A 20,454-nucleotide genomic window follows, 5' to 3' on the forward strand; every position below is an offset into this window, starting at 1 on the left:
CCAAAGCGGACGATTTTTACCGGATGCAGAGTTTTGTCCTACTGATCTGGCTGGCGCTTTGCGCGGCACAGGATGTTCAGCAACGGCATATTGCCAACAGCCTGACCTTGGGCGTCGGGTTGTTGGCATTGATTTATCTGTTGTGGACCGGCACCACCTGGCTGGGCGCGCCTGACGTTCAGGGCGGGTGGGCATTGCTGCTGGCGCTGCTGTTTACCTTGCCCGGTTATGGGTTGGGACGGTTGGGAGCCGGCGATGTGAAGCTGATGGCGACGATCGGCCTGGCGACCGACAACCTGCATTTGCTCGGCAGTTTTATCGGCGCTGGAATGGCTGGCCTGGTGTGGCTATTGATTGCTTCAAAGGTCTGGCCGCATATGAGTCAACGGCTTAGGGCCCGACTTCAATACCTCGCTCCCGAGCTGTCAAGAAAACCACCCTTTGCGCCCTTTGTGCTGATCGGCATGCTGCTGACACTGGCCTGTACCCGCTAGTCGTGCGGCACGACATATCGCTATGTACATAGTAGGAAAGTAGGTCTACTTTCTGTTCAGGCCTGTACAGCTTGCCGCTGTCGGTACAGGAGTGACAGTCTTCGGACAGGGCATGGAGGCGCACGTGAACAAGCCTACCTCTGCGGTAAAAGTGCTGGTGGTCGACGATCAACCGCTGATCGTGGAAGAGCTTTGCGAGTTTCTTGAAAGCAGCGGTTACCGTTGCGTCCCTTGTGAGTCCAGCGAGCAAGCCATCGCGTGCTTCAGTGAAGATGTCGACATCGGTTTGGTCCTCTGTGATTTGCACATGCCCGGGCTCGACGGTATTCAGCTGGTTCAGGAGCTGCAACGCATCGCCGGCAAGCACCGGGCATTCGAAGCCATCATGCTCACCGGGCGTGCCGACAAACAGGATGTGATCAAGGCCCTGCGCGCCGGGATCGCCGACTACTACCAGAAACCGATTGACCTGGATGAGCTGCTGGAAGGTTTGCAGCGTCAGGAGGTCGCGCTTCAGGAACGGCAAAAGAGTGTGCAGTTGGGGCACTTGAATCAGAAGCTGCAAGACCTTTCCGAATCGATCGATGACCTTTATCAGGATCTTGATAAAGTTCGTCGTGCTCCGTCTGTGCCATCGGGTGGGGAGGTTGATCGGGAGCAGATGCCGGCGATCTTTGATCAGCTGTCGCCTCGACAATTGGATGTTGCGCGGTTGGTGGGCAAGGGGCAGACCAATTATCAGATTGCCTGTGAGTTGGGGATTACCGAGAACACGGTGAAGTTGTATGTGTCGCAGGTGTTGCGGTTGACGCATATGCATAATCGGACGCAGTTGGCGTTGGCTTTGTCGCCTAGTGGGACGGGGATGCGGGGGCGGGTTACGGCGCACTAGGTTTTGGTGTACATATCCGTTTCTGCGGTGATGGCTGCTGACGGTTCCGCTCTTACAGCGGGTCACTTTTGGCAAACGCCCCAAAAGTAACCAAAAGGTCTCGCCCCGAGCGTACGGCACCTCGCCTAGGCTCGGCGTTCCCTCGCTACGGTGTCCATCAGGGGGCATCGCCTACGGTCTGCTTCGCGACGACCTCCTCTCGATGTGTCCGGCTACGCCGTACGGCGCTGCGCGCCCACCCCCTGATGAACACCTCCACTCGGCCTCCCGAAGGGGCGGGTGGATCAAGATCAACGGCAACAGCACGGCGGCCTGACAGCCGGCCTGAGTGGTAAGAGCGCGTACGGCTTTAGATCGTTCCCACGCTCTGCGTGGGAATGCCGCCGGGGACGCTCCGCGTTCCGCTTCACGAGCTGACGCAGAGCGTAGGAACGATCATTTGTGTAATGCCCGTAGGATGAGGCCGGAATTTGATGACAGCATCACGGGCAACGCAGAAATCTCTGACATGTCTTTAAGGTTGCCCCTCGGAAGCACGGCCTCTAGCCTTTGAACGTCGCTGAAATTCAGCGACAGGGTGTGAGAACCCAGGAAATTCTGTAGGCGCAAAGCGCTGGCTCTACCATAATCGTCGCCGACGTTTTTCGTCTGCGCCATGCATTATGGCGGCTGTGTGCGGGCAGACTTAGGTCTGGCCGGGTGCCTACGACCGGTATTCTCACCCCGTTCACAGCTGCCACCTCTTCGCCGAGTGAGACCGGCAAGTCGTGGCTCCCACTACCGTAGGAGCTCCATCATGATCAAAGAAACCCCTAATCCGCCCGAACACGACGACGTTTCCCCCTACGATTCTCCCGACTCAAAAAAGCTCCACGACGCTGCCCATCGCGCCCTCGATCATTACCTGAAACCGACCCTGTCGAAGCTACGTTTCAGCGATCTGCATTCGGACCGGTTGTTTGCGGTCAACCCGGGTATCGACAATGAAAGCCTGCTGGCGAACGCTTCCGAAGACCTGGCTTCGGTCAAGGCGATGGCTGCTGACCTGGCGTTCGAGATCGAAGGGTCTCGACGAAATGTGGCGCTAGGCATTTGCAGGATGATCGACGGAGTCCGGCTGCTGGTGGATCGAGCGCTGGACAATATGGACCCTGAAGAACCGGCGGAGTATGTCGTCAAACCCTAGTCGCTTGGGACGGCGATTTTTCAACGTTGAAATACGGTGCAGGACTCCCTCCGTAGCAGCTGCCGTATTGCAACGTTGTATAGCAATCTGTGACGCGATTCTAAGACCCAAACGCCCGGCCAATAGCAGTGAACCCCGGGCCGGCCAAGACGATCAGCAAGGCGGGAAACAGAAACAGCATCATCACCACGGACATCTTGGCGGACATTTTCGAGATGTATTCCTGCTGGTGTGTCAGGCGCCGGTCGTCGAGCAATTGCTTGAGCGCGAGCAGCGATTTCATGGCGCCACCGCCCTGATGGATCAGTTGCTGGAGGATCACGCTGGTGTCGGTGAATTCGTCTACCGCCAGCAGTGTTGCGGTCTTGTGCAGTTCCTGGCCGAGTTCCAGGCCGGAGTCGACCCGCGTCAGGATCAGCCGTAGTTCACTGGTCAGTTCCGGCAGCAGTTGGTGCGCCTCGCTGCTGAGTACACGCAGTGACTGCTCTACGGCCATGCCTGATTCGAAGAGAATTCGCAGTAATGGAATGAACGTCGAGATCTCGATGGCAATGTTTTTTTGCCGACGTTTTACCGCATAGGCCAGTAGCCGTTTGGGTAAGAGATAACCCAGCCCGGCGCCCAGTAACGGCGCGAGCCAGTGGTTTTGCGCAGTGGGGTAGAACACCTGTTGAAAGAACACCGCGAGCCCGAGCACCAGCAGGGGTGTGCCGACCTGGCACGCGGCGAATAACGAGCGCTCGCTGGATTTGCGCCAACCCAGGCGTGCGAGCAAGGTCTGGGTTTCGCTGTCGATGCTGAGCGAGCGCTGGCCAAACCGGCTGTTGCCGAGTGTCCGCAGCCAGTTGCCGAATGCATTGTCGTGCACCACATGCCCTTGCAGGCGTTGGGTGACATGCCGCGCGCGTCGTCGCTGTTCCAGCAGATGACCGAGCACCAGGGCTATGGCTCCGAGAAACAGCAAGGCGCTCACCAGTAAGGCCATCTCAGACACTCCGTAACATGCGCCGTAGCGCCAGGCACCCGACGATCTGTAAGCCAACCGCGGCAATCAGCATGTGCTGGCCGGCAGGGTCGTGCCACATGCTCAGCATGTAACCGGGGTTGGTTAGCATGAAGTAACTTGCGATAAGGACGGGCAAGGCCCCCAGAACCCAGGAGGTCATTCGGGTTTCGCCGGTCATGGCCCGAAGCTGACGGGCGCCTTGCTCGCGTTCGCGAATCAGCTTCATCAGGTTCTCCAGCAGCTCGCTGGCGCTGCCGCCGTAACGGTGATTGACCTTCAATCCGAGGGCAAACATACGCAGTTCATCCTGGTCGTAAAACTCGGCAAAATCGTGCACGGCGTCGGGCAGGTTGACTCCCAATTGCACGTTACGCTGAATTCGCCCCATTGCTCTTTTAAGCGGGTTGGCGCTGGCGTCGATGGCGCCCATCACCGCGTCGGCCAAGGTACGGCCGGATTTGAGACTGCGTATGGTGTGATCGAGCAACGGCGGTAACTGTTCAATCATTCGTCTCAGGCGACGTCGATAACGCCAGAAAATGTACAAGCGCAACGCCATGGGTGGCAGCAGCAAAAGGACGAGCAGCCCCACCCAGCCCCCCAGAAAAAAACCGAGAAACCCGGCGCAAGCCCAGCCGCCCAGCCACATCGGCAGACGCTCCGTCGGGCGGCCCAGGCCTGCGCGCACAAAGGTCCGCTCAAGGTTGGCCCACGCCGGGCTTTCGACGATCAGATGCGGTTGGCCCTGAGCAAGGCGATTCAGCACGCGTTCGTTGCTGGTCTTGCGCAGGCCTTGATAGAACAGCCAGATCGACAGTCCCAGCAACACGAGGAACATCAGGCTGAGCAGTATCGGACCGATCATCGCGCAAGCCTCGTCAAGTCAGTTGAGGGGCAGAGCCAGCTCATGGCGCAGCTTGTCGCCAGCGGGGTTGACCGCCTCGCGCAGAAAGCCGAAACCGGTCCGTCGGTCGAAACGAAACAGGGTGTTGGTGACGTAGATGTCCTCGCGGATCCCCACCACTTCCACCACCTCGCTGACGCAGCGTCGGCCATCGGGCAGGCGCGTCAGTTGAATCACCACGTCGAGTGCCGCGCAAATCATCTGCCGTAGCGTGCGCTCGGCGATTTGACGCCCGGTCAGGCCCACTAACGTCTCCAGGCGCAACAGCGCGTCCTGAGCATTGTTGGCGTGGACGGTGCTCATCGAGCCGTCGTGACCGGTGTTCATGGCGGTCAGTACGTCGAGCACTTCAACGCCACGGATTTCGCCAAGGATGATTCGATCCGGGCGCATCCGCAGGGCGTTGCGGATCAGGTCACTGGCTTTCACTTCGCCGTGGCCCTCGGCGTTCGGCGGGCGGGTTTCCAGGCGCACGACGTGAGGGTGGCCCAGTTGCAGCTCGGCGACATCTTCGATGGTCACCAGGCGTTCGTGAGGATCGATCAGTTGACTGAGGATGTTCAGCAGCGTGGTTTTACCGGTGCCGGTCCCGCCGCTGATGAGGATGTTGCAGCGCTTGCCGACGGCTTTTTCGATGAAGTCGAAAATCGCCTGGTCAATGGTTTGCATCGCCATCAGGTCGCTGCTTTTAAGCATGTCCTTGCGAAATTTACGAATCGACAGGCACGGCCCGTCCAGCGCGATGGGCGGGATGATCGCATTGACCCGGCTACCGTCCGGCATGCGCGCATCGACCATCGGCGATGACTCGTCCAGACGCCGTCCGAGTGGCGCGAGGATCCGTTGCATGACCCGTTCGACATGATGCGCGTCGATGAATCGCAGGTCGCTTTGGTGCAATACACCGTCACGTTCGATGAACACCCGGTGAGGGCCGTTGACCAGGATTTCGGTCACGGCGGGGTCGCGCAGCAGCACTTCCAGTGGACCGAAACCGGTGAGTTCGTCGACGATTTCTTCTGCCAGACGCTCCATTTCGTAGCGCGAAATCGCCAGGTGCAAGCGGGCGATGTATTCGGCGACCTTGTCGGTGACGAATTGCGCAAGGAGCGGGCGCGAACCTTCCAGCAGGTTTTTCCCCGACTCTTCGATGGCATCGATGACATAGCGATGCAGCACCAGCTTCAGGCCCTCGTGGTCGGTGTTGCCGATCGGGCTTTGAGTCTGTGCACCGAAGAGTTTTTCACCGCTCATTTGTGGCCTCGCAAGCGATTCAGCCAACTGATTTTGGGGGTTGCCAGCGTTTCAGAGTGCTTGGCCAGACGTTCGCCCAAGGTGCGCAAGCTTTGGGTCAGGACCTCGCGGGGAGCCAGGTCAAACAGGGTTACGCCCTGGTTTTTGGCGTTGAGCCGAACCTCTGGGCTGTAGGCCAGGACGGCGATGACTTCGAGGCCAAAGGTTTTGCCCAGGGTGTCGGCGTCCGGGGCGGAGTGGCGCAGGTAACGGTCGACCAGCAGTTGGGCGTGCTCAAGCTTCATGCCTTTTTCGCGCCACAGGTTGAGCACCGTGAGGTTGCGTCGGCAGTCGAGCACGCTCTGGTCGGTGTACCACAGTAATTTGTCGCAATGGCTGACGAAGGTGCGCAGGGCTTCGCTGTCAGGTTGGCCGGTGAGGTTCACCACGATGTGTTGAAAGTGTTGTCGCAAGGCGCTGAGCAACATGTACAGCTCGGCGGCGCTGGTGCGCTCCAGCGGTTCGTCATTGTTGGCGTAGGCGAGGATTCGCAATCCGGCTTCGGCGCTGGTGAAGGCGCTGTCGATCAGCGTCGCATCAAGGCGCCGCAGATGCCGCAATGCATCACCAAAATGGAACGAGCTCTCCAGGCCTAACAACGCCAGGCTGTCACCACGGGGCAGGCCGAGGTCGAGCAGCAAGGTGTGCTGGCCACTCTTCTGGATCACCAGGGCCAGGTGTCCGGCGAGCAGAGCGCCGTCGGCGTTGCTTTGGGTGCCGAAGAGCACTGTCAGGCCACCCATTTGGGTAGTGGTTGCGACAGGCGGCAGACGTTTGCTCAGGCGTCGTACCAGGCCCGAAACTTCGCTGGCGCGTGAGCCGTAGGCAACAAAATCCCGGGCCCCGGCGCGCATGGCATTGAGCACCAGCTGATTGTCCATGCCGTCGCCCAGCGCGACGATGGCCAGCATCGGTTTGGCTGCCAGCGCGCCTTCGATCAACGCGCTCTGGGCCACTACATGGTCGCGGTCGAGGCCGATGAACACCAGGCTGGCGAAGGTCACGTCGACCAGCGCGAGCAGTTCATCGAGGCTGCCGCCACCGGCGCTGACCACTTGGCCCAAGGGCGCCAGTGCGCCTTGCAACCATTCAAGGTCAGTGCTGTTGCGAGTAATCGCAAGGAACGTCTGGCTCAGGTTCTGGCTCATGGTGAGAGTCCGATGCGTGTGTCGAAGTTGCCGTTTTTGAGGCCATGCACCCTTGCGCAATCAAGGGGTTTGTTGGGTGACCTGATTGCCGCGTATGACCTCGATGCCGCGCCGCGACACCTCTACCGTGCGGGTGTGGACGATGGTTTTCGGTGCAATGCCCTGGGCCAGTTGATTGAACTGGAATAGCTGACTGTTGGCGCTACTCAGGCGGGTGGATGAGTCGCTTTCACCGGCCCAGTATTTGGCCAGGAGCTGTTCTTCGCTGCTGCGTACGGCCAGGCGCAAGGTGCCGACCTGAGTCGCCAGCATCATTCGGCTGAGAAGCTGTTCGGGTACCGCCAGCACGACGCTGCGGGCCGCGATGCGGCGTTGATCCTGTTTGAGTTTTTCGTCGGTGCTGGCGGTGGGGGAGGCGGGTTTGCCTTCGTTGGTCAAGCCAAATTGTTCGCCAACGCCGAGTACTCGCATGGCCGGAATGACGATTTGCGCCGAGTGCTGCGTATTGATGGCGTCCTGACGCAAGAACAACAGCACGTCGACGTAATCCCCCGGGATCAGTTGTCCGGCAGCGCCAATGACTTCGTCTACCGCCACCGCCAGCGCGCGTTCATCGCTGTGGATCATTCGTGCCAGCGCGCCGCCGGCCTCGAAACTCTCGTTGCTTAGCCAAGTGCCCGCGCTCAGGCGCCGCCAGGGTGTGCGGCCAACGGCCTGGTCCAGGCTGTTCAAGCTGCCGCCGGGGGCGCTGCGGAGTTTTTCCAGGGTCAGGTCGGCGGCGGTGAGGGGGGTAAACGGCAGGACATCATGCACCAGCACAACGACGGCCTGGCGCGTCTGGTCTTCGGCGCTAGCAACGGTTTTTTCCAGCGCAACGGTGACAGGGGGGGTGACGGGTTCGGTTGCTAGCGGTTGCCGGCTCAGCACCAACCCCCAGTACCCGACAATGACGGCTGCGACTAACAGTAGTCCAGCCAGACCCATAGTGACGCGGCTGTTCATGACGGCTCTCCCTTTCCTGCTGCACCATCGGCTCGTGACGTTCAACGAGTTAATTCGCAATCAGGCAGCTATGAACATGCAACTAATTCGCTATTTGAAAGTAGCGCAGCTAAATCAAAACGCCATCACCGGTCAAAAAAATAACTCACAACCGTATGACATTTCGGTTAATCCCCAGTCGCCACCATTCCGGTTAATACTTTGTGATTAATCGCTTATTACAGTTGCTGGCGCGGGGTTTGTTGGCAATGATCCGATGGCAAAGCGCAATCATGTTGTGCACCCGCTACATGTGCGTCCTCGGCGCATAAGGAGAAGTCGTATGTTCCTTAAATTCGTGCGGTATCTGTATATCCGCCTCCAGTTGTTCATGACCAGGACCGAGGGCGCTTCAGCCATTGAATATGCGTTGATTGTCGCGATGGTGGCGTTGATCGTCGTAGCCTTTATCCCAAATATGGGCAAGTCGGTTCATGACACTTTCAACAAAGTCATTACTGCACTGGGGGGGACGGTTGTGGCCTGACCAGTGGGGCCGCGCGCGAACCCGATTGTTTACTCAGTGACAGGAATCGCACATGAACGCTTCTTCAACTGCGCGCCAACAGTTGCTTTTGGTGGACGACGAAGAAGACGCCCTGTTGGAACTTGCGGAATTGCTGGAGGGCGAGGGCTTTTGTTGCTACACCGCAACCTCGGTCAAACTCGCGTTGCAGCATCTGACTCGTCACCCCGATATCGCGTTGGTCATCACCGATCTGTGCATGCCCGAAGAAAGTGGCATGTCATTGATCCGCCGTTTGCGTGAACACACATCCCGACAGCACTTGCCGGTGATCGTGACCTCCGGCCATGCCGACATGGACGACGTCAGCGACATGCTGCGCTTGCAGGTGCTGGACCTGTTTCGCAAACCGATCTATCACGTTCGCCTTCTGGAGACCCTGGACAACCTGTTCCCGCAATCGAAGATGCACCGTGTCAGTCCTTAGAACCTTCAGAGTGTTCTACATCTTGCAGGAGAAGTCGTATGTTCCTTCATTTTGTGCAGTATCTGTCCATTCGATTCCAGCTGTTCATGAGCCGGACCGAGGGTGCTTCGGCGATTGAGTACGCGCTGATCGTTGCGATGGTGGCCCTGGTAGTTGTTTCCTTTATCGCGCCGCTAGGGGATTCGGTGAAAGCCACCTTCAACAAGGTCGTCGGTGCATTGGGCGGCGTGCAGGTCACTTGACCCATTGAAAAAACTGACGTCATTCATTTGGCATTTTTTGGTGGTGTCTAAATGATGGCACCTGTATATTGCCCGCGCCTGAACCAGCCCCCGCTGGTTGGCCGGTATGGATGCCTGAAAGAAGCTGGGCGCGCCTGCTGAAAAACGCGTCTTCCATAGGCTTCTGAAGGGAACCTGCATTGAACACCTCTTGCCTGCGCCGCTCGTTGTTGGCGCTTTCCGTGGCTGCTGCCGCGATTCATACCCCTGTTATTGCCGCACCTTTGAACCTGATCAACGACGGCTCGATCAAGGTCTATGGTGACGGGGCTTTTGGCATCAAGGATCAGGGCAGCGTTGTCACCAACAACGTCCTGAATTCGGGCGATATCGCTGTCAGCGGAATGAACGCGACCGGGATGGCACTGATCGGTACCCGCATAGGTAACGTTGTGATCAACCAAGGCACGATCACCGCCACGGGCGCCAACGCTGAAGCGTTGCGACTGGATGGCGCTTCGTTCGCGCTTACGTCCAGAGACACCTTGTCGAGCATTAACAACACCGGCCTTATCTCCGGCGAAAGGTTTGGCATCCATATTCGTAACCAGGTGAATACCTATCCTCTCCTGTCGATCAGCCAATCCCGTGGCTCGATCGAAGGCGGTGACGCAGCCATTCAGGTCGACGACGGAAACGCCTATTTTTACTGGAATGGCGGTAACGTCAAAGGCAACCTGATGGGCCTTTCCGGCGTGTTGATCAATGGTGATGTGAACTTCGACGGTTCGACCATCAAGGCTGGCTACATCACGGTGGAAAAGGGCGAGCTGACGCTACAGCAGGCCCACACCACGATCATCGGCGAATTTGACATGGAAGAGCCGAGTTCGGTGTTGCATATGTTCCTGGGCAACGACACCAACCCCAATCTTCCGGTGCTCAAGGTCACCGGCCTGGCGGATATCGGCCCAGGTGCTCGTCTTGAGTTGAAGGCGCGCTCCGAAGACTTCCGTACGGCTAATGGCGGTACCCGTTATACCTTGATCAGCTCCGGCAAGCTGGAAGGCGGCGAAAACCTGACGGTTTCGTCTTCTTCGGCGTTGCTGGAAGTGAAGAGCTACGGCGTCGAGGGCAACGACGTGAAGGCATTGGTCGATGCCAAGGGTGAGGCCGTCGTGGGGCAAAACGTTCTGAATGCCGGTGGTTCCTCGAACGCCGCCAGTGCGGCAGCGCGTGTCTCGAATGGCTTGATGACCAAGCTGGATGAACATGATCCAGTGTTCCAGGCCTTCGCCAACGCCAGCAGCGACGCCGAACTGGCCAAACTGGCTGAAAAGCTCACTCCTGACGTCAGCGGCGGTGCGACCCAAGCTGCCGTCAGCGGACAGTCGTTGATCAACAGTGTGATCAACACGCGCTCCAGCAGTGCCCGCAGCGGTTTGTCCTCGGGTGATGTGTTGGCCGAAAAAGGCGTGTGGCTGCAAGCCTTGAACAGCGATGCCGATCAAGGTTCGCGCGGCGGTGTCGCCGGTTATAGCGCCAACAGCCAGGGTATCGCCGTGGGCGCTGATGGTCAGTTGAATGCCGACACCACGCTGGGTATCGCTTACAGCTACCTGAACAGCAACGTGACGTCCGACGCCGGGAGCAAGACCGATGTGATCGGTAACGCGCTGACGCTGTACGGCAACTGGACTCACGACAATTTCTTTGTCGACACCTCGCTGACCTATGGCTGGAATACCAACGAGTCCAAACGCTACATCGCCGGCACCCGTGCCAAAGGCGATTACGACAGTGATATCTTCGGCGTGAACGCGTTGGCCGGTTACACCTTGCGCTTCAATCAGCAGGTAGTGCTGGAGCCGCAGATCGGTGCGCGCTATGCCAACGTGGCGATCGATGCGTACCGCGAGAAGGGCAGTTCGGCCGCGTTGAACGTCGGCAGCCAGCGTTATGAAGTGGGTGAGATGGGCCTCGGTGCACGCCTGGCCGCGGCCTTCGATGTCGGCGCCGGCAGCCTCCAACCCGAAGCCAAGGCCATGGCGTGGCACGACTTCATCGGTGACCAGGCCAACGCGACCTCGACCTTTGTGCTCGGCGGCACACCGTTCACCACCAGCGGTGCGAAACCTGCGCGTGACAGTTATGAGCTGGGTCTGGGCGCCACCTACCGGATCGGGGCGTGGAGCGTGGGCGGTTCGTATGATTACCTGACCAAAGCCGACTTCAATGCAGACACCTTCACCGCCAAGGTTCGCTACGACTTCTGATTGATTGGCTGTCACCCAAGCGACCCGCCATGAGCGGGTCGTTTTGTTTCTGCGGCTCTACAACTGGTAGCTGAAACTGATGCTGTAACGCGTACGCCGATTGAAAGTGTCCAGTGCTTCATCGGACATGGCCTTGCCCGCTTCAAGGGCGATGTTGTAGTACCTGGCGTCACCGAAGCGCAGGCCGACGGCCACCGAGGACAGGTTACTGCCTTGTATCGGCAGGGTGTTGAACCAGGTTTTCGCGCGGTCCAGTACTACGTAGGGTTGCAGGATGCGCACCCAGTTACCGGCGCGATTGAAGCTGTAGTTGACTTCATAAGCCGCGCCCCAGCCCTTGTCGCCGGAGGCCTGGTCGTCGGGGTAGCCACGACCGAAGTTCTGCCCGCCGAATACCGCACGCTCACTGTCAGGCAGGGTGTCGTCGGTCCAGTACAGCGCGGCTGACAGCACACCTTGCCAGTTGTCGAAGAACTTGTTGCTTTGCACACCCGAGAGTCGCAGGCGGAAGAAGTCCAGGTCATAGGTCGGGTTGTTGGTGTTGGCACCCATGCCATTGATGCCCTGGTACACGCCGCCACTGATGATGCGCAGTTGTCGGTCATCGGCTTTGCGCCAGTCACCTTCGAAGGCCAGGGCGCGGACATCGGTTTTTTCATCGACCGTAATCGGATAACCCAGCACTTTGTAGCGGGTCATGTCGTCGACCGCATACAAGCGCGTGGTGAGCGTGAGCAGTTGGGTGGGTGAGGCAATCAGTGGATGGCTGAACCCAATGGAGTAGCGATCGTTTTCGCGGTGTGATTTGAGTTGCAGGCCGTTGTCCAGTTGCACAAGCGTCGCCGGGTCGGCGCGGTAGCTCGAACCGGACAACAATAGCTGCGTGCCTTCGGCATTGAGGAACTGGTTGTAGTCCAGGCGGTAGTATTTTTCGTGGTCATCGCCCGGTGGAAAAAGACCGCTGAGGGTGATCTGCTCACCCATCGACGTTTGCGAGTTGCTGCTGACACCGAGCAAGGCTTTGGTGCCTTTGCGGTTGTCTTCGGTGGTGCTCAGGCTACTGGCGAACGGTTTGCGACTGGCCTGCGCGATCAAGTAGGTCGCGCCGTCGGTAGTGCCCGGTGGCGGCACTTGCGCTTGTACAGTGACGCCGGGAATGCGGCTCATCAAGGTGGTGTAGCGCTCGAAAGTCTTGCGCGTCAGCGGGCGTTCGGCCTGCAGCTTGGCCACCAGTTTGTCGAGCAGGCTCTTTACCCGACCGACATCGCCCTGCAATTGATAGTCCTTGATATAGCCCTCTACCAACACCACGCGCACCACGCCTTTATCGAAGGTTTGCTGTGGCAGAAACGCGTAGGACAGCAAATAACCATCCTCCTGATAGCGTCGGGTGATGCTGCGTGTCGCTTCGATCAGTTGCGCGAGCGTGGTTTCATGGCCAAGCAACGGTTGATAGACGGCCCCCAGTTCGCGCAACGGGTAAAGGGTCCCGCCTTCAATTTGCACGGTGCGCACGCTGACCTTGGTGCCCATCGTCAAGGGTTGTGCCGAGGTGGTGGCAGGCTCCGGGACTTGCAGCTTTGGCGTGGCCGGACGGTAGGCATCGGCAGGCAGGTTGGGGACAGGCAGGTTGCGGGTGGTTTCGTTGCTATTGAGGAAAGCGGGGAGGGAGTCGGCATAAACACCAGAGCAACAGATGAGCAGCAGCAAGCAAGTCAAAGCGCGCATAGAACACCCCATGATCAAAACCGCAGCATTGCGAAAGGATCTTCGATCAGCTGTTCCCGTCAGGTTCTGAGGACGTGATTCGGAGACAGCCGAGGTCTTGCGCCAACATAGAAAAAGACGGAAGACCCATTTGAATCCTCCGTCTCCAACCAAGCGTAGGCGCTGTAGGAATGGCCGTCGAATCGGCCAGGTGCAATGACTACTTGGTACCCGTCAGTGTGCCGGTCAAACTGCCCAGCACGCCGAGCCCACTGGTAGTACCGCCAGAGGTCGTGCCGGTGAGCAGGTTGCTGACGGTAGTCCCTGCGGCGGTCACGGTATTGCTGACCGCAGTGACAACCGGGTTGGTGGCGGCAGCGGTGATGTTGGTGCCTGCGCCGCTGATGGCGACACCGCTGGTGACCGGATTCAACGCAGCACCGAGCGTTGCGCCAACTGCGGCCAGAGGCGCGGTCGGCGCCGTATTGGCGATACCCGTACCACCCAGGAGCGTACCTGTTCCAGCCACCAGGTTACCCGCCGAGCCGCCCGTTACTGCGGCAGAGCTGATCGTTGGGTTGGTGCTGCCGGCGTTGAGTCCGCCAGCGACATTCACGACTGCACCGCCGACGGTTTCCAGCAGCCCGCTGCCCGTCAGACCACCCACTCCACCCGCCGTACCCGACGTGCTCGTCAGGCCACCGGCCGCGCCAGTGGTGGTTGCCGTGTTAGCCAGTGCGCCACCGACGATGTTGGTCAGCGGATTGCTGGTGCTCGAGGTGGCGACATTGCTGCCCAAACCACTGAGTGCGCCGCTGACGTTGTTGAGCAGACCATTGACCGGGGCGCTTAGCCCGGTGGCACTGGCGACCTTTCCAGTCAGTCCTTCAGCCAATGTGACCACCGGAACCAGCGTGTTGGTGCCCACACCATTGCTCAACGAGCTCAGCGGACCACTGCTGGTCACGGTGCTCAAGGTGTTGCCGAGCATGGAAACACTATTGCCTACCCCACTCACCACGGGTGCAACCTGGGTGATCAGGCCGCCGACCAGAGGAATGCTTTGAGTGGTTGTCGACAGTTTGCCGCTCAGATCCGTCACGCCGTTGCCGACGTCAGTCACGACATTACCGACCACCGCTGTGGTGCTACTCACCGCCAATGGGTTGGAAGCCAGTGTTCCCAGCCCGCCGCTCAGGCCGCTGCCCAGGCTATCGACCACATTGCCCGTGGTGTTGACGGCACTTTGGAGGACGCCGCCGACTACCGGAAGGGGCGCGACGGCAGTGCCGAGATCGCTCACGCCAGCACCTACACCGCTGATGGTATTGCCCAGATCGGAAACCAGCGTACTGGTTGTCAGGGCAGGGCTGGTGGTGCCGCCACCGGTTCCGCCAGTCCCGCCGCCTGTTCCTGTCGTGCCGCCGGTAGTGCCACCGGTTCCGCCTGTTCCTGCCGTGCCGCCGGTAGTGCCACCGGTTCCGCCAGTACCTGCCGTGCCGCCGGTAGTGCCACCGGTTCCGCCTGTTCCTGCCGTGCCGCCGGTAGTGCCACCGGTTCCGCCAGTACCCGCCGTACCGCCACCACTGCCGTCCGTACCACCGCTGCTACCCGAACCACTGGAGCCGCCTGCACCTGCGGCACCCGCGGCGCTATCAGGTGATGAGCTGCCGGGACTGCTGTGATGACCGCCACCGCCGCTGCTGCAACCGGTCAGGCTGAGACTCAGGACCAACGCCAATGCAGTACTGGTTTTCAACAAAACGTGAGAGCTCATGAGTAAGTTTCCTTGCACCTGTCACAACGATCACTGTTTTCGATGGCCTGCCAGTTCTGTTGCTGGCAATGCCTCGTCCGTTGCTTATCTATCTAATGCAGGTGCTGTTTCATGCCATTCTCAACTTGGTATTAACCACTTATATATCGCGGATCGGGTTGTACTTGAGGGCTAATACCAACGGTGTGAAATGGTGCGCTTTCTTATAATAAAATCCTTATAAATCAATGAGCGGTGTTTTCTTGAAAGCCGTGAGGCACTTCGAAAAACTTAAGTTATATATATACAATTAACCGGGGGCGATCAGGCGTGGCTGCACGCAAATGTCGCCCACGGTTCATCCGAGGGCGGCGTATACTGCGCGCCTCATTTACTCAGTGGAGAACAGCATGCCGGCCCCCGTCTGGTGGTTGCTTTGCCTGCCTTTTGTCGCGGGTGCGTTTTTGCCCTTGCAGGCCGGTATCAATGGCCAGTTGGCCAAACAGGTGTCGAGCGTACTGGCTGCCGCGCTGATTTCGTTTTTTGTCGGCACCGTGGCGTTGTTTCTGCTGGTCCTGATCCAGCGTGAAACCCCGGCATTGGAGACACTCAAAAGCCTGACCTGGTGGCACTGGAGCGGTGGTCTGCTCGGTGCATTTTTTATTACCACGGCGGCTTTCGCCGGACCGCGCATCGGCGCCATGCTGTTCATGGCACTGGTGCTGGCCGGGCAACTGGGGATGGCGATGACCCTGGATCATTTCGGCTGGGCCGGGTTTCGCGAAGCACCCGTCAGCGCCGGCAAAATTGCCGGGCTGGTGTTGATTATGGCGGGTGTGTTCTTTATCAGGCGCGGCTGATTCGGCGCGGCTGAGCCGTTTCAGGCAAGCGGTCGCCAGGTGCCGGACATGTGTTCCAGATCCCCGGCGCCGATCACCTTGAAGTCACCGCTTGAGCCGGCAACGCTGGTCAGCAAGCAGACCTCGCTGGGCAAGCGCACGGGCTTCTTGAACTGCACGGCAATCTCGATGTTCGACGTCGGCAGATGCCCGCTCAGGGCCGCGAGGGTGCGCGCCTTGATCCACAAACCGTGGGCGATGGCCCGGGGGAAACCGAAGAGTCTGGCGCTGAGAGCGCTCAGGTGAATCGGGTTGTAGTCACCGGAAACCCTGGCGTAGCGCCGGCCAATCTCACTGGGCGCCCACCAGCGGGTGACCTCGTTCATGGTCAGGGCAGAATCCGTCGACGGCTCAATTGCTTCGCCGGGAAGCTTCACGCCTTTGCAGAGCATCTGGCTTTCGGCTTCCCAGAGCGGCCCGAGTGCGTCGTCAATCGTGGTGATCAACTCAAACACCGCGCCCTTGGCGTGGGGTTGCAGGTTCTGCACCCGCACGCTTACCCGCACTCGAGCGACTGCGCCCAAGGGGCGCAGAATACGGATGCGATTGGCCAGGTGAACCAGCCCCAGCAGCGGAAACGGAAACGTCCTGGCCGTGAGCAATTGCATCTGCAGGGCGAACGCCAGCACATGAGGATAGGTCGGTGGCAACAGGCCGTTATCGGTAAACCCGCACACCTTGCGATAGGCTGCCAAACGCTTGAGGTCAACGTTGACCCAGCAACGAAAGCCATCCTCGGGCAGGGTGGTGCCGGTGATCTTGCGCCGCGTCGCCGCCCGCCAATATAACTCGGGCAAGTACGGTGTAGTGCTCTGTGAATGCCAATCTGTTTCCATGTTCAGGCCCCCAAGACACTTTGCCCACACACCCGCAGCGCCTGCCCGCTGACCGCGCCGCTGCCGGGTTGGGCCAGCCAGGCGACGGCTTCAGCAACGTCTTGCGGCAGTCCGCCTTGGCCCAGTGAACTCATGCGTCGCCCGGCCTCACGCAAGGTAAATGGAATCTGTGCGGTCATTCGGGTTTCGATAAAGCCAGGGGCGACGGCGTTGATGCTGATTCCGCGCGCTGCCAACAGTGGCGCCCAGGCCTGCGCCAGACCGATCAGTCCGGCCTTGCTCGCGGCGTAATTGGCTTGCCCGCGATTGCCGGCGATGCCGCTGATCGACGCCAGCAGAATCACCCGAGCGTTATCGTGCAGGGCGCCGCCGTCGAGCAGCGCTTTGGTCAATACTTGCGGTGCATTCAGGTTCACTGCAAGCACCGCATCCCAGAATTCCGGTGTCATGTTGGCCAGGGTTTTATCGCGGGTGATGCCCGCGTTATGAACCACAATGTCGATGCCGTTCGGTAATTGCTCGATCAATTGCGCAGCGGCGTCTTCGGCGCAGATATCGAGGGTGATGCTGTGGCCGCCGAGGCGGGCGGCGAGGGCATCGAGATCGGTCTTGGCCGGTGGTACGTCGAGCAGCACCACCTGCGCACCGTCGCGGGCCAGAGTTTCGGCGATCGATGCGCCGATCCCGCGAGCGGCGCCCGTGACCAGCGCCGTGCGCCCCGCCAACGGGCGAGTCCAGTCCTGGACCTGAGTGTCGCAAGCATTCAGCCGCACAACCTGTCCCGAGACATAAGCACTCTTTGGCGAGAGGAAAAACCGCAGCGCCCCTTCGAGTTGGCCTTCAGCCCCGGCGCCGACATACAGCAACTGCAAGGTGCCGCCACTGCGCAACTCTTTGGCCAGCGAGCGACTGAAGCCTTCGAGTGCACGTTGGGCACTGGCGGCGAACGGGTCACTCAAGGTTTCCGGTGCGCGCCCGAAAATCACCAGATGGGCGCTGTGCTCGAGGTTTTTCATCAACGGCTGGAAGAACTCACGCAGCTGCTTGAGCTGCCCGGTCTGCATCAGGTCACTGGCGTCGAACACCACGGCCTTGAGCTTGGGACCGTGGCCCGGAATCCATGCCTGGGCCAGCAAGGGTTCAGGGCCGTAGCTGTAAATCTGCTCGGTGAGTTTGTTGGCGAACGCGCTGACGTTCTGTGACAGCGGGCCGCCACCGATCAACAGCGCGCCATTGACGGGCCGCAGGCGACCGGCCTCCCAGCGTTCCAGACGAACCGGCGACGGCAGGCCAAGGGCCCCGACCAGGCGGTGGCCGAGGGCCGAATTGGCGAAGTCGATATAGCGGTCAGACATGGAAGGCTCTCCGGCAGTGGGGGTTCAAGGTGTGGACCATGAATCGCGATCAGTCGTTCGACCCACGAGATAAGGCCTACGCTTGTGGGTTATGCCTTTCACAGAATAGGAGCTTTTCATGACTCAGTTGCGCCGCGTTGCGATCATCGGCGGTAATCGCATTCCTTTTGCTCGCTCCAACGGGCCGTATGCCACTGCCAGTAATCAGTCAATGCTGACGGCGGCGCTCGAAGGCTTGATCGAACGCTACAACCTGCATGGCCTGCGCATGGGCGAAGTGGTGGCGGGGGCGGTACTCAAGCTTTCCCGGGACCTCAACTTGACCCGCGAATGTGTGCTCGGCTCGCGACTGTCACCGACCACCCCGGCCTATGACATTCAGCAGGCCTGCGGCAGCGGGCTGGAAGCGGCGTTGCTGGTGGCGAACAAGATTGCCCTGGGGCAGATCGACTGCGGCATTGCCGGTGGTGTCGACACCACATCCGATGCGCCGATCAGTGTCAGCGACGGCTTGCGCAAGATTCTGCTGCAAGCCAATCGTGCCAAGAGCACCGGCGACAAGCTGAAGACTTTCCTGCAATTGCGTCCCCGGCATTTGATCCCCGAGTTTCCGCGTAACGGCGAACCGCGTACGGGGCTATCGATGGGGCAGCATTGCGAGTTGATGGCGCAGACCTGGAACATTCCCCGTGCCGAGCAGGATCAGCTGGCGCTGGAAAGCCACCAGAAAATGGCCGCGGCCTACGCCGAGGGCTGGCAGAACGATCTGATGACCCCGTTCCTCGGCCTGACCCGCGACAACAACCTGCGCCCGGACGTGACGCTGGAAAAACTCGCGTCGTTGAAACAGGCATTCGACAAGAGCGACAAAGGCACGCTCACCGCCGGCAACTCGACACCGCTGACCGATGGCGCGTCGCTGGTGCTGCTCGGCAGTGAGGAGTGGGCGAAAGAGCGCGGCCTGCCGATCCTCGCTTACTGGCGCGACGGCGAAGCGGCAGCGGTGGATTTCGTCAACGGCGCCGAAGGATTGCTGATGGCGCCGGTCTACGCCGTGCCGCGTTTGCTGGCACGCAACGGCCTGACCTTGCAGGACTTCGACTACTACGAAATCCACGAAGCCTTCGCCGCGCAAGTGCTCTGCACCTTGAAGGCCTGGGAAGACCCGGATTACTGCAAAAACCGGCTCGGCCTCGATGCTGCGCTAGGCTCGATCGACCGCAGCCGACTCAACGTCAAAGGCAGTTCACTGGCCGCCGGGCATCCGTTTGCCGCGACCGGTGGGCGCATCGTCGCCAACCTTGCCAAGCTGCTCGACGCCGCCGGGAAGGGGCGCGGATTGATCTCGATCTGCGCCGCCGGAGGTCAGGGAGTGACCGCCATTATTGAGCGCTGAGAACCGCAGTGTTTTGTTGTTCGGCCAATACCCGATTGCGGTTGGCATAACGCTCGGCCATCACCGAGCAGACGATCAACTGCAGCGGGTGATAGATCATGATCGGCAACAGGATCAGACCGAGCCCCGGGTTGGCACCGAAGATCAGCGCGGCCATCGGTGCACCGGCGGCCAGGGATTTTTTACTGGCGCAGAACACAGCAGCGATCTCATCGGCGGGGCTGAACTTCAGGGCACGGGCGGTGCGGGTGGTCATCCACAGAATGATCGCCAGCAACACGGCACTACCGACCAATGCGTTGAGAATCACCGTGTTGCCCTGTTGCTGCCACATCCCGGAAACCATCGAGTTGCAGAACGCCGCGTAGACCAGCAGCAGGATCACCAGTTTGTCGACGATGTTGGTGTAGCGCTTGTGGCGACTGAAAAACTTGCCGAACAGCGGCCGCAGCAACTGACCCAGTACCAGCGGCAACAGCAACATGGCACAGAGATCGAGCAGGGTTGAACCCAGGTCGATGCCGCCAGCGCCGCTGCCCACCACCAGGCTCACCAGTAATGGCGTGAGGAAAATTCCCAGTACGCTGGACAGGCTCGCGTTGAGAATCGCCGCCGGCACGTTGCCACCGGCGCTGCCGGTCAAGGCCACGGAAGAGGAAATGGTCGAGGGCAGGGCGCACAGGTAGAAGAACCCGAGCATCAGCAGCGACGGAATGTGTGAGCCCAGCAGCTTGTCGCTTATCAGCCAGATCAGCGGGAACACCAGAAAGGTGAAGCCCTGGACCATCAGGTGCAGGCGCCAGTTTTTCAAACCGTGGCGGATTTGCTCGCTCGACAGGTTGACCCCGTGCAGGAAGAACACCAGGAACACGCCAATGTTGATCACCCACTCAGCATGCATCGCGCCCCCCGTTGCACCGAAGTGCGGGAAGACCCAGGACAGCAGCGTGGCGATCAGCATCCCGCACAGGAACCAGTCGGTGACCACGCGTTTGAGGTGTTTGAAGGCATGCATAACGGGCACCGAAGGCATTGTCAGAAGGGATGACCTAGCCTAATGTCAAGACTTTCGCCCGTCTTGCGACATAAGG

At 59.9% G+C, this 20,454-nt stretch carries 19 protein-coding genes; 9 read left to right on the forward strand and 10 right to left on the reverse strand.

Translation table 11 applies throughout. The annotated features are described in order from the left end of the window. The first annotated feature begins 23 nt into the window (after positions 1-23). The 3 genes from AABM55_RS03245 to AABM55_RS03255 all read left to right on the forward strand — a co-directional run bounded on the left by AABM55_RS03245 (position 24) and on the right by AABM55_RS03255 (position 2,572). Complete coding sequence (locus AABM55_RS03245) at positions 24-494, forward strand: prepilin peptidase (protein ID WP_347928809.1); 471 nt, start codon at positions 24-26, stop codon at positions 492-494. Positions 495-618: 124 nt separating this feature from the next. Continuing rightward, positions 619-1,386 carry a response regulator transcription factor gene (locus AABM55_RS03250; RefSeq protein WP_347928810.1) on the forward strand — a complete coding sequence of 256 codons (768 nt, stop codon included), beginning with the start codon at positions 619-621 and terminating at the stop codon, positions 1,384-1,386. Positions 1,387-2,182: 796 nt separating this feature from the next. Next, positions 2,183-2,572 carry a DUF6124 family protein gene (locus AABM55_RS03255; RefSeq protein ID WP_347928811.1) on the forward strand — a complete coding sequence of 130 codons (390 nt, stop codon included), beginning with the start codon at positions 2,183-2,185 and terminating at the stop codon, positions 2,570-2,572. Positions 2,573-2,672: 100 nt separating this feature from the next. Here the strand turns inward: AABM55_RS03255 and AABM55_RS03260 are convergent, their stop codons facing one another. From AABM55_RS03260 to cpaB, 5 genes are read right to left on the reverse strand one after another with little or no spacing between them, the layout of a single operon-like run. Next, entirely contained in the window at positions 2,673-3,557 is an 885-nt protein-coding gene (locus tag AABM55_RS03260; protein WP_347928812.1) for a type II secretion system F family protein, read from the reverse strand. A 1-nt stretch (position 3,558) separates the two neighbouring features. Continuing rightward, the gene (locus AABM55_RS03265; RefSeq protein WP_347928813.1) at positions 3,559-4,443 is read right to left on the reverse strand and encodes a type II secretion system F family protein; all 885 of its coding nucleotides are present in this window, start codon (positions 4,441-4,443) and stop codon (positions 3,559-3,561) included. A gap of 18 nt (positions 4,444-4,461) precedes the next feature. After that, entirely contained in the window at positions 4,462-5,736 is a 1,275-nt protein-coding gene (locus AABM55_RS03270; protein ID WP_054595466.1) for a CpaF family protein, read from the reverse strand. After that, on the reverse strand, positions 5,733-6,923 hold the full coding sequence (locus AABM55_RS03275) for a pilus assembly protein (RefSeq protein ID WP_054595467.1): 1,191 nt from the start codon (positions 6,921-6,923) through the stop codon (positions 5,733-5,735). Before AABM55_RS03275 ends, AABM55_RS03270 begins: the two co-directional genes overlap by 4 nt. A gap of 60 nt (positions 6,924-6,983) precedes the next feature. Beyond that, positions 6,984-7,925, reverse strand: a complete 942-nt coding sequence (cpaB, locus tag AABM55_RS03280) for a Flp pilus assembly protein CpaB (protein ID WP_347928814.1) — start codon at positions 7,923-7,925, stop codon at positions 6,984-6,986. A gap of 322 nt (positions 7,926-8,247) precedes the next feature. On the opposite strand from cpaB, the gene AABM55_RS03285 reads away from it, so the two are divergent. From AABM55_RS03285 to AABM55_RS03300, 4 genes are all read left to right on the forward strand, one after another. Continuing rightward, positions 8,248-8,451, forward strand: a complete 204-nt coding sequence (locus AABM55_RS03285) for a Flp family type IVb pilin (RefSeq protein WP_054595469.1) — start codon at positions 8,248-8,250, stop codon at positions 8,449-8,451. A gap of 52 nt (positions 8,452-8,503) precedes the next feature. Next, entirely contained in the window at positions 8,504-8,917 is a 414-nt protein-coding gene (locus AABM55_RS03290) for a response regulator (RefSeq protein ID WP_054595470.1), read from the forward strand. 38 nt (positions 8,918-8,955) lie between these two features. After that, the gene (locus AABM55_RS03295; protein ID WP_347928815.1) at positions 8,956-9,159 is read left to right on the forward strand and encodes a Flp family type IVb pilin; all 204 of its coding nucleotides are present in this window, start codon (positions 8,956-8,958) and stop codon (positions 9,157-9,159) included. A 179-nt stretch (positions 9,160-9,338) separates the two neighbouring features. Continuing rightward, positions 9,339-11,414 (forward strand): autotransporter outer membrane beta-barrel domain-containing protein, encoded by a 2,076-nt coding sequence (locus AABM55_RS03300; protein ID WP_347928816.1) that lies wholly within the window; start codon positions 9,339-9,341, stop codon positions 11,412-11,414. A gap of 57 nt (positions 11,415-11,471) precedes the next feature. Here the strand turns inward: AABM55_RS03300 and AABM55_RS03305 are convergent, their stop codons facing one another. Together AABM55_RS03305 and AABM55_RS03310 are read right to left on the reverse strand one after the other, a co-directional pair. Then, a complete protein-coding gene (locus tag AABM55_RS03305; protein WP_347928817.1) occupies positions 11,472-13,142 on the reverse strand; it encodes a POTRA domain-containing protein in 1,671 nt (556 codons plus the stop codon). Between the two features lie 199 nt (positions 13,143-13,341). Continuing rightward, positions 13,342-14,898: a collagen-like triple helix repeat-containing protein gene (locus AABM55_RS03310; protein WP_347928818.1), complete on the reverse strand. Its 1,557-nt coding sequence runs from the start codon at positions 14,896-14,898 to the stop codon at positions 13,342-13,344. A 389-nt stretch (positions 14,899-15,287) separates the two neighbouring features. Between AABM55_RS03310 and AABM55_RS03315 the strand changes: the two genes are divergently transcribed. Continuing rightward, positions 15,288-15,737, forward strand: coding sequence for a DMT family transporter (locus tag AABM55_RS03315; protein WP_103316900.1), 450 nt, complete (start codon positions 15,288-15,290; stop codon positions 15,735-15,737). 20 nt (positions 15,738-15,757) lie between these two features. On the opposite strand, the gene AABM55_RS03320 is transcribed toward AABM55_RS03315, so the two are convergent. Both AABM55_RS03320 and AABM55_RS03325 read right to left on the reverse strand, forming a co-directional pair. Then, on the reverse strand, positions 15,758-16,612 hold the full coding sequence (locus tag AABM55_RS03320; protein WP_347928819.1) for a MaoC/PaaZ C-terminal domain-containing protein: 855 nt from the start codon (positions 16,610-16,612) through the stop codon (positions 15,758-15,760). Positions 16,613-16,614: 2 nt separating this feature from the next. Further along, positions 16,615-17,967 (reverse strand): 3-oxoacyl-ACP reductase, encoded by a 1,353-nt coding sequence (locus tag AABM55_RS03325; RefSeq protein ID WP_347928820.1) that lies wholly within the window; start codon positions 17,965-17,967, stop codon positions 16,615-16,617. Positions 17,968-18,085: 118 nt separating this feature from the next. On the opposite strand from AABM55_RS03325, the gene AABM55_RS03330 reads away from it, so the two are divergent. Beyond that, the gene (locus tag AABM55_RS03330) at positions 18,086-19,363 is read left to right on the forward strand and encodes an acetyl-CoA C-acetyltransferase (protein ID WP_347928821.1); all 1,278 of its coding nucleotides are present in this window, start codon (positions 18,086-18,088) and stop codon (positions 19,361-19,363) included. Here the strand turns inward: AABM55_RS03330 and AABM55_RS03335 are convergent. After that, positions 19,350-20,378, reverse strand: a complete 1,029-nt coding sequence (locus AABM55_RS03335) for a bile acid:sodium symporter family protein (protein WP_347928822.1) — start codon at positions 20,376-20,378, stop codon at positions 19,350-19,352. The genes AABM55_RS03330 and AABM55_RS03335 overlap by 14 nt on opposite strands. Positions 20,379-20,454 lie beyond the last annotated feature (76 nt).

This window comes from Pseudomonas helvetica (assembly GCF_039908645.1).
In the GTDB taxonomy this organism is placed as follows: domain Bacteria; phylum Pseudomonadota; class Gammaproteobacteria; order Pseudomonadales; family Pseudomonadaceae; genus Aquipseudomonas; species Aquipseudomonas helvetica.

Coding starts and splice junctions, on each gene's coding strand:
- AABM55_RS03245 (WP_347928809.1), top strand. CDS start 24: ATGCAGAGTTTTGTCCTACTGATCTGGCTGGCGCTTTGCGCGGCACAG.
- AABM55_RS03255 (WP_347928811.1), top strand. CDS start 2,183: ATGATCAAAGAAACCCCTAATCCGCCCGAACACGACGACGTTTCCCCC.
- AABM55_RS03260 (WP_347928812.1), bottom strand. CDS start 3,557: ATGGCCTTACTGGTGAGCGCCTTGCTGTTTCTCGGAGCCATAGCCCTG.
- AABM55_RS03265 (WP_347928813.1), bottom strand. CDS start 4,443: ATGATCGGTCCGATACTGCTCAGCCTGATGTTCCTCGTGTTGCTGGGA.
- AABM55_RS03270 (WP_054595466.1), bottom strand. CDS start 5,736: ATGAGCGGTGAAAAACTCTTCGGTGCACAGACTCAAAGCCCGATCGGC.
- AABM55_RS03275 (WP_054595467.1), bottom strand. CDS start 6,923: ATGAGCCAGAACCTGAGCCAGACGTTCCTTGCGATTACTCGCAACAGC.
- cpaB (WP_347928814.1), bottom strand. CDS start 7,925: ATGAACAGCCGCGTCACTATGGGTCTGGCTGGACTACTGTTAGTCGCA.
- AABM55_RS03285 (WP_054595469.1), top strand. CDS start 8,248: ATGTTCCTTAAATTCGTGCGGTATCTGTATATCCGCCTCCAGTTGTTC.
- AABM55_RS03290 (WP_054595470.1), top strand. CDS start 8,504: ATGAACGCTTCTTCAACTGCGCGCCAACAGTTGCTTTTGGTGGACGAC.
- AABM55_RS03295 (WP_347928815.1), top strand. CDS start 8,956: ATGTTCCTTCATTTTGTGCAGTATCTGTCCATTCGATTCCAGCTGTTC.
- AABM55_RS03305 (WP_347928817.1), bottom strand. CDS start 13,142: ATGCGCGCTTTGACTTGCTTGCTGCTGCTCATCTGTTGCTCTGGTGTT.
- AABM55_RS03310 (WP_347928818.1), bottom strand. CDS start 14,898: ATGAGCTCTCACGTTTTGTTGAAAACCAGTACTGCATTGGCGTTGGTC.
- AABM55_RS03315 (WP_103316900.1), top strand. CDS start 15,288: ATGCCGGCCCCCGTCTGGTGGTTGCTTTGCCTGCCTTTTGTCGCGGGT.
- AABM55_RS03320 (WP_347928819.1), bottom strand. CDS start 16,612: ATGGAAACAGATTGGCATTCACAGAGCACTACACCGTACTTGCCCGAG.
- AABM55_RS03325 (WP_347928820.1), bottom strand. CDS start 17,967: ATGTCTGACCGCTATATCGACTTCGCCAATTCGGCCCTCGGCCACCGC.
- AABM55_RS03330 (WP_347928821.1), top strand. CDS start 18,086: ATGACTCAGTTGCGCCGCGTTGCGATCATCGGCGGTAATCGCATTCCT.
- AABM55_RS03335 (WP_347928822.1), bottom strand. CDS start 20,378: ATGCATGCCTTCAAACACCTCAAACGCGTGGTCACCGACTGGTTCCTG.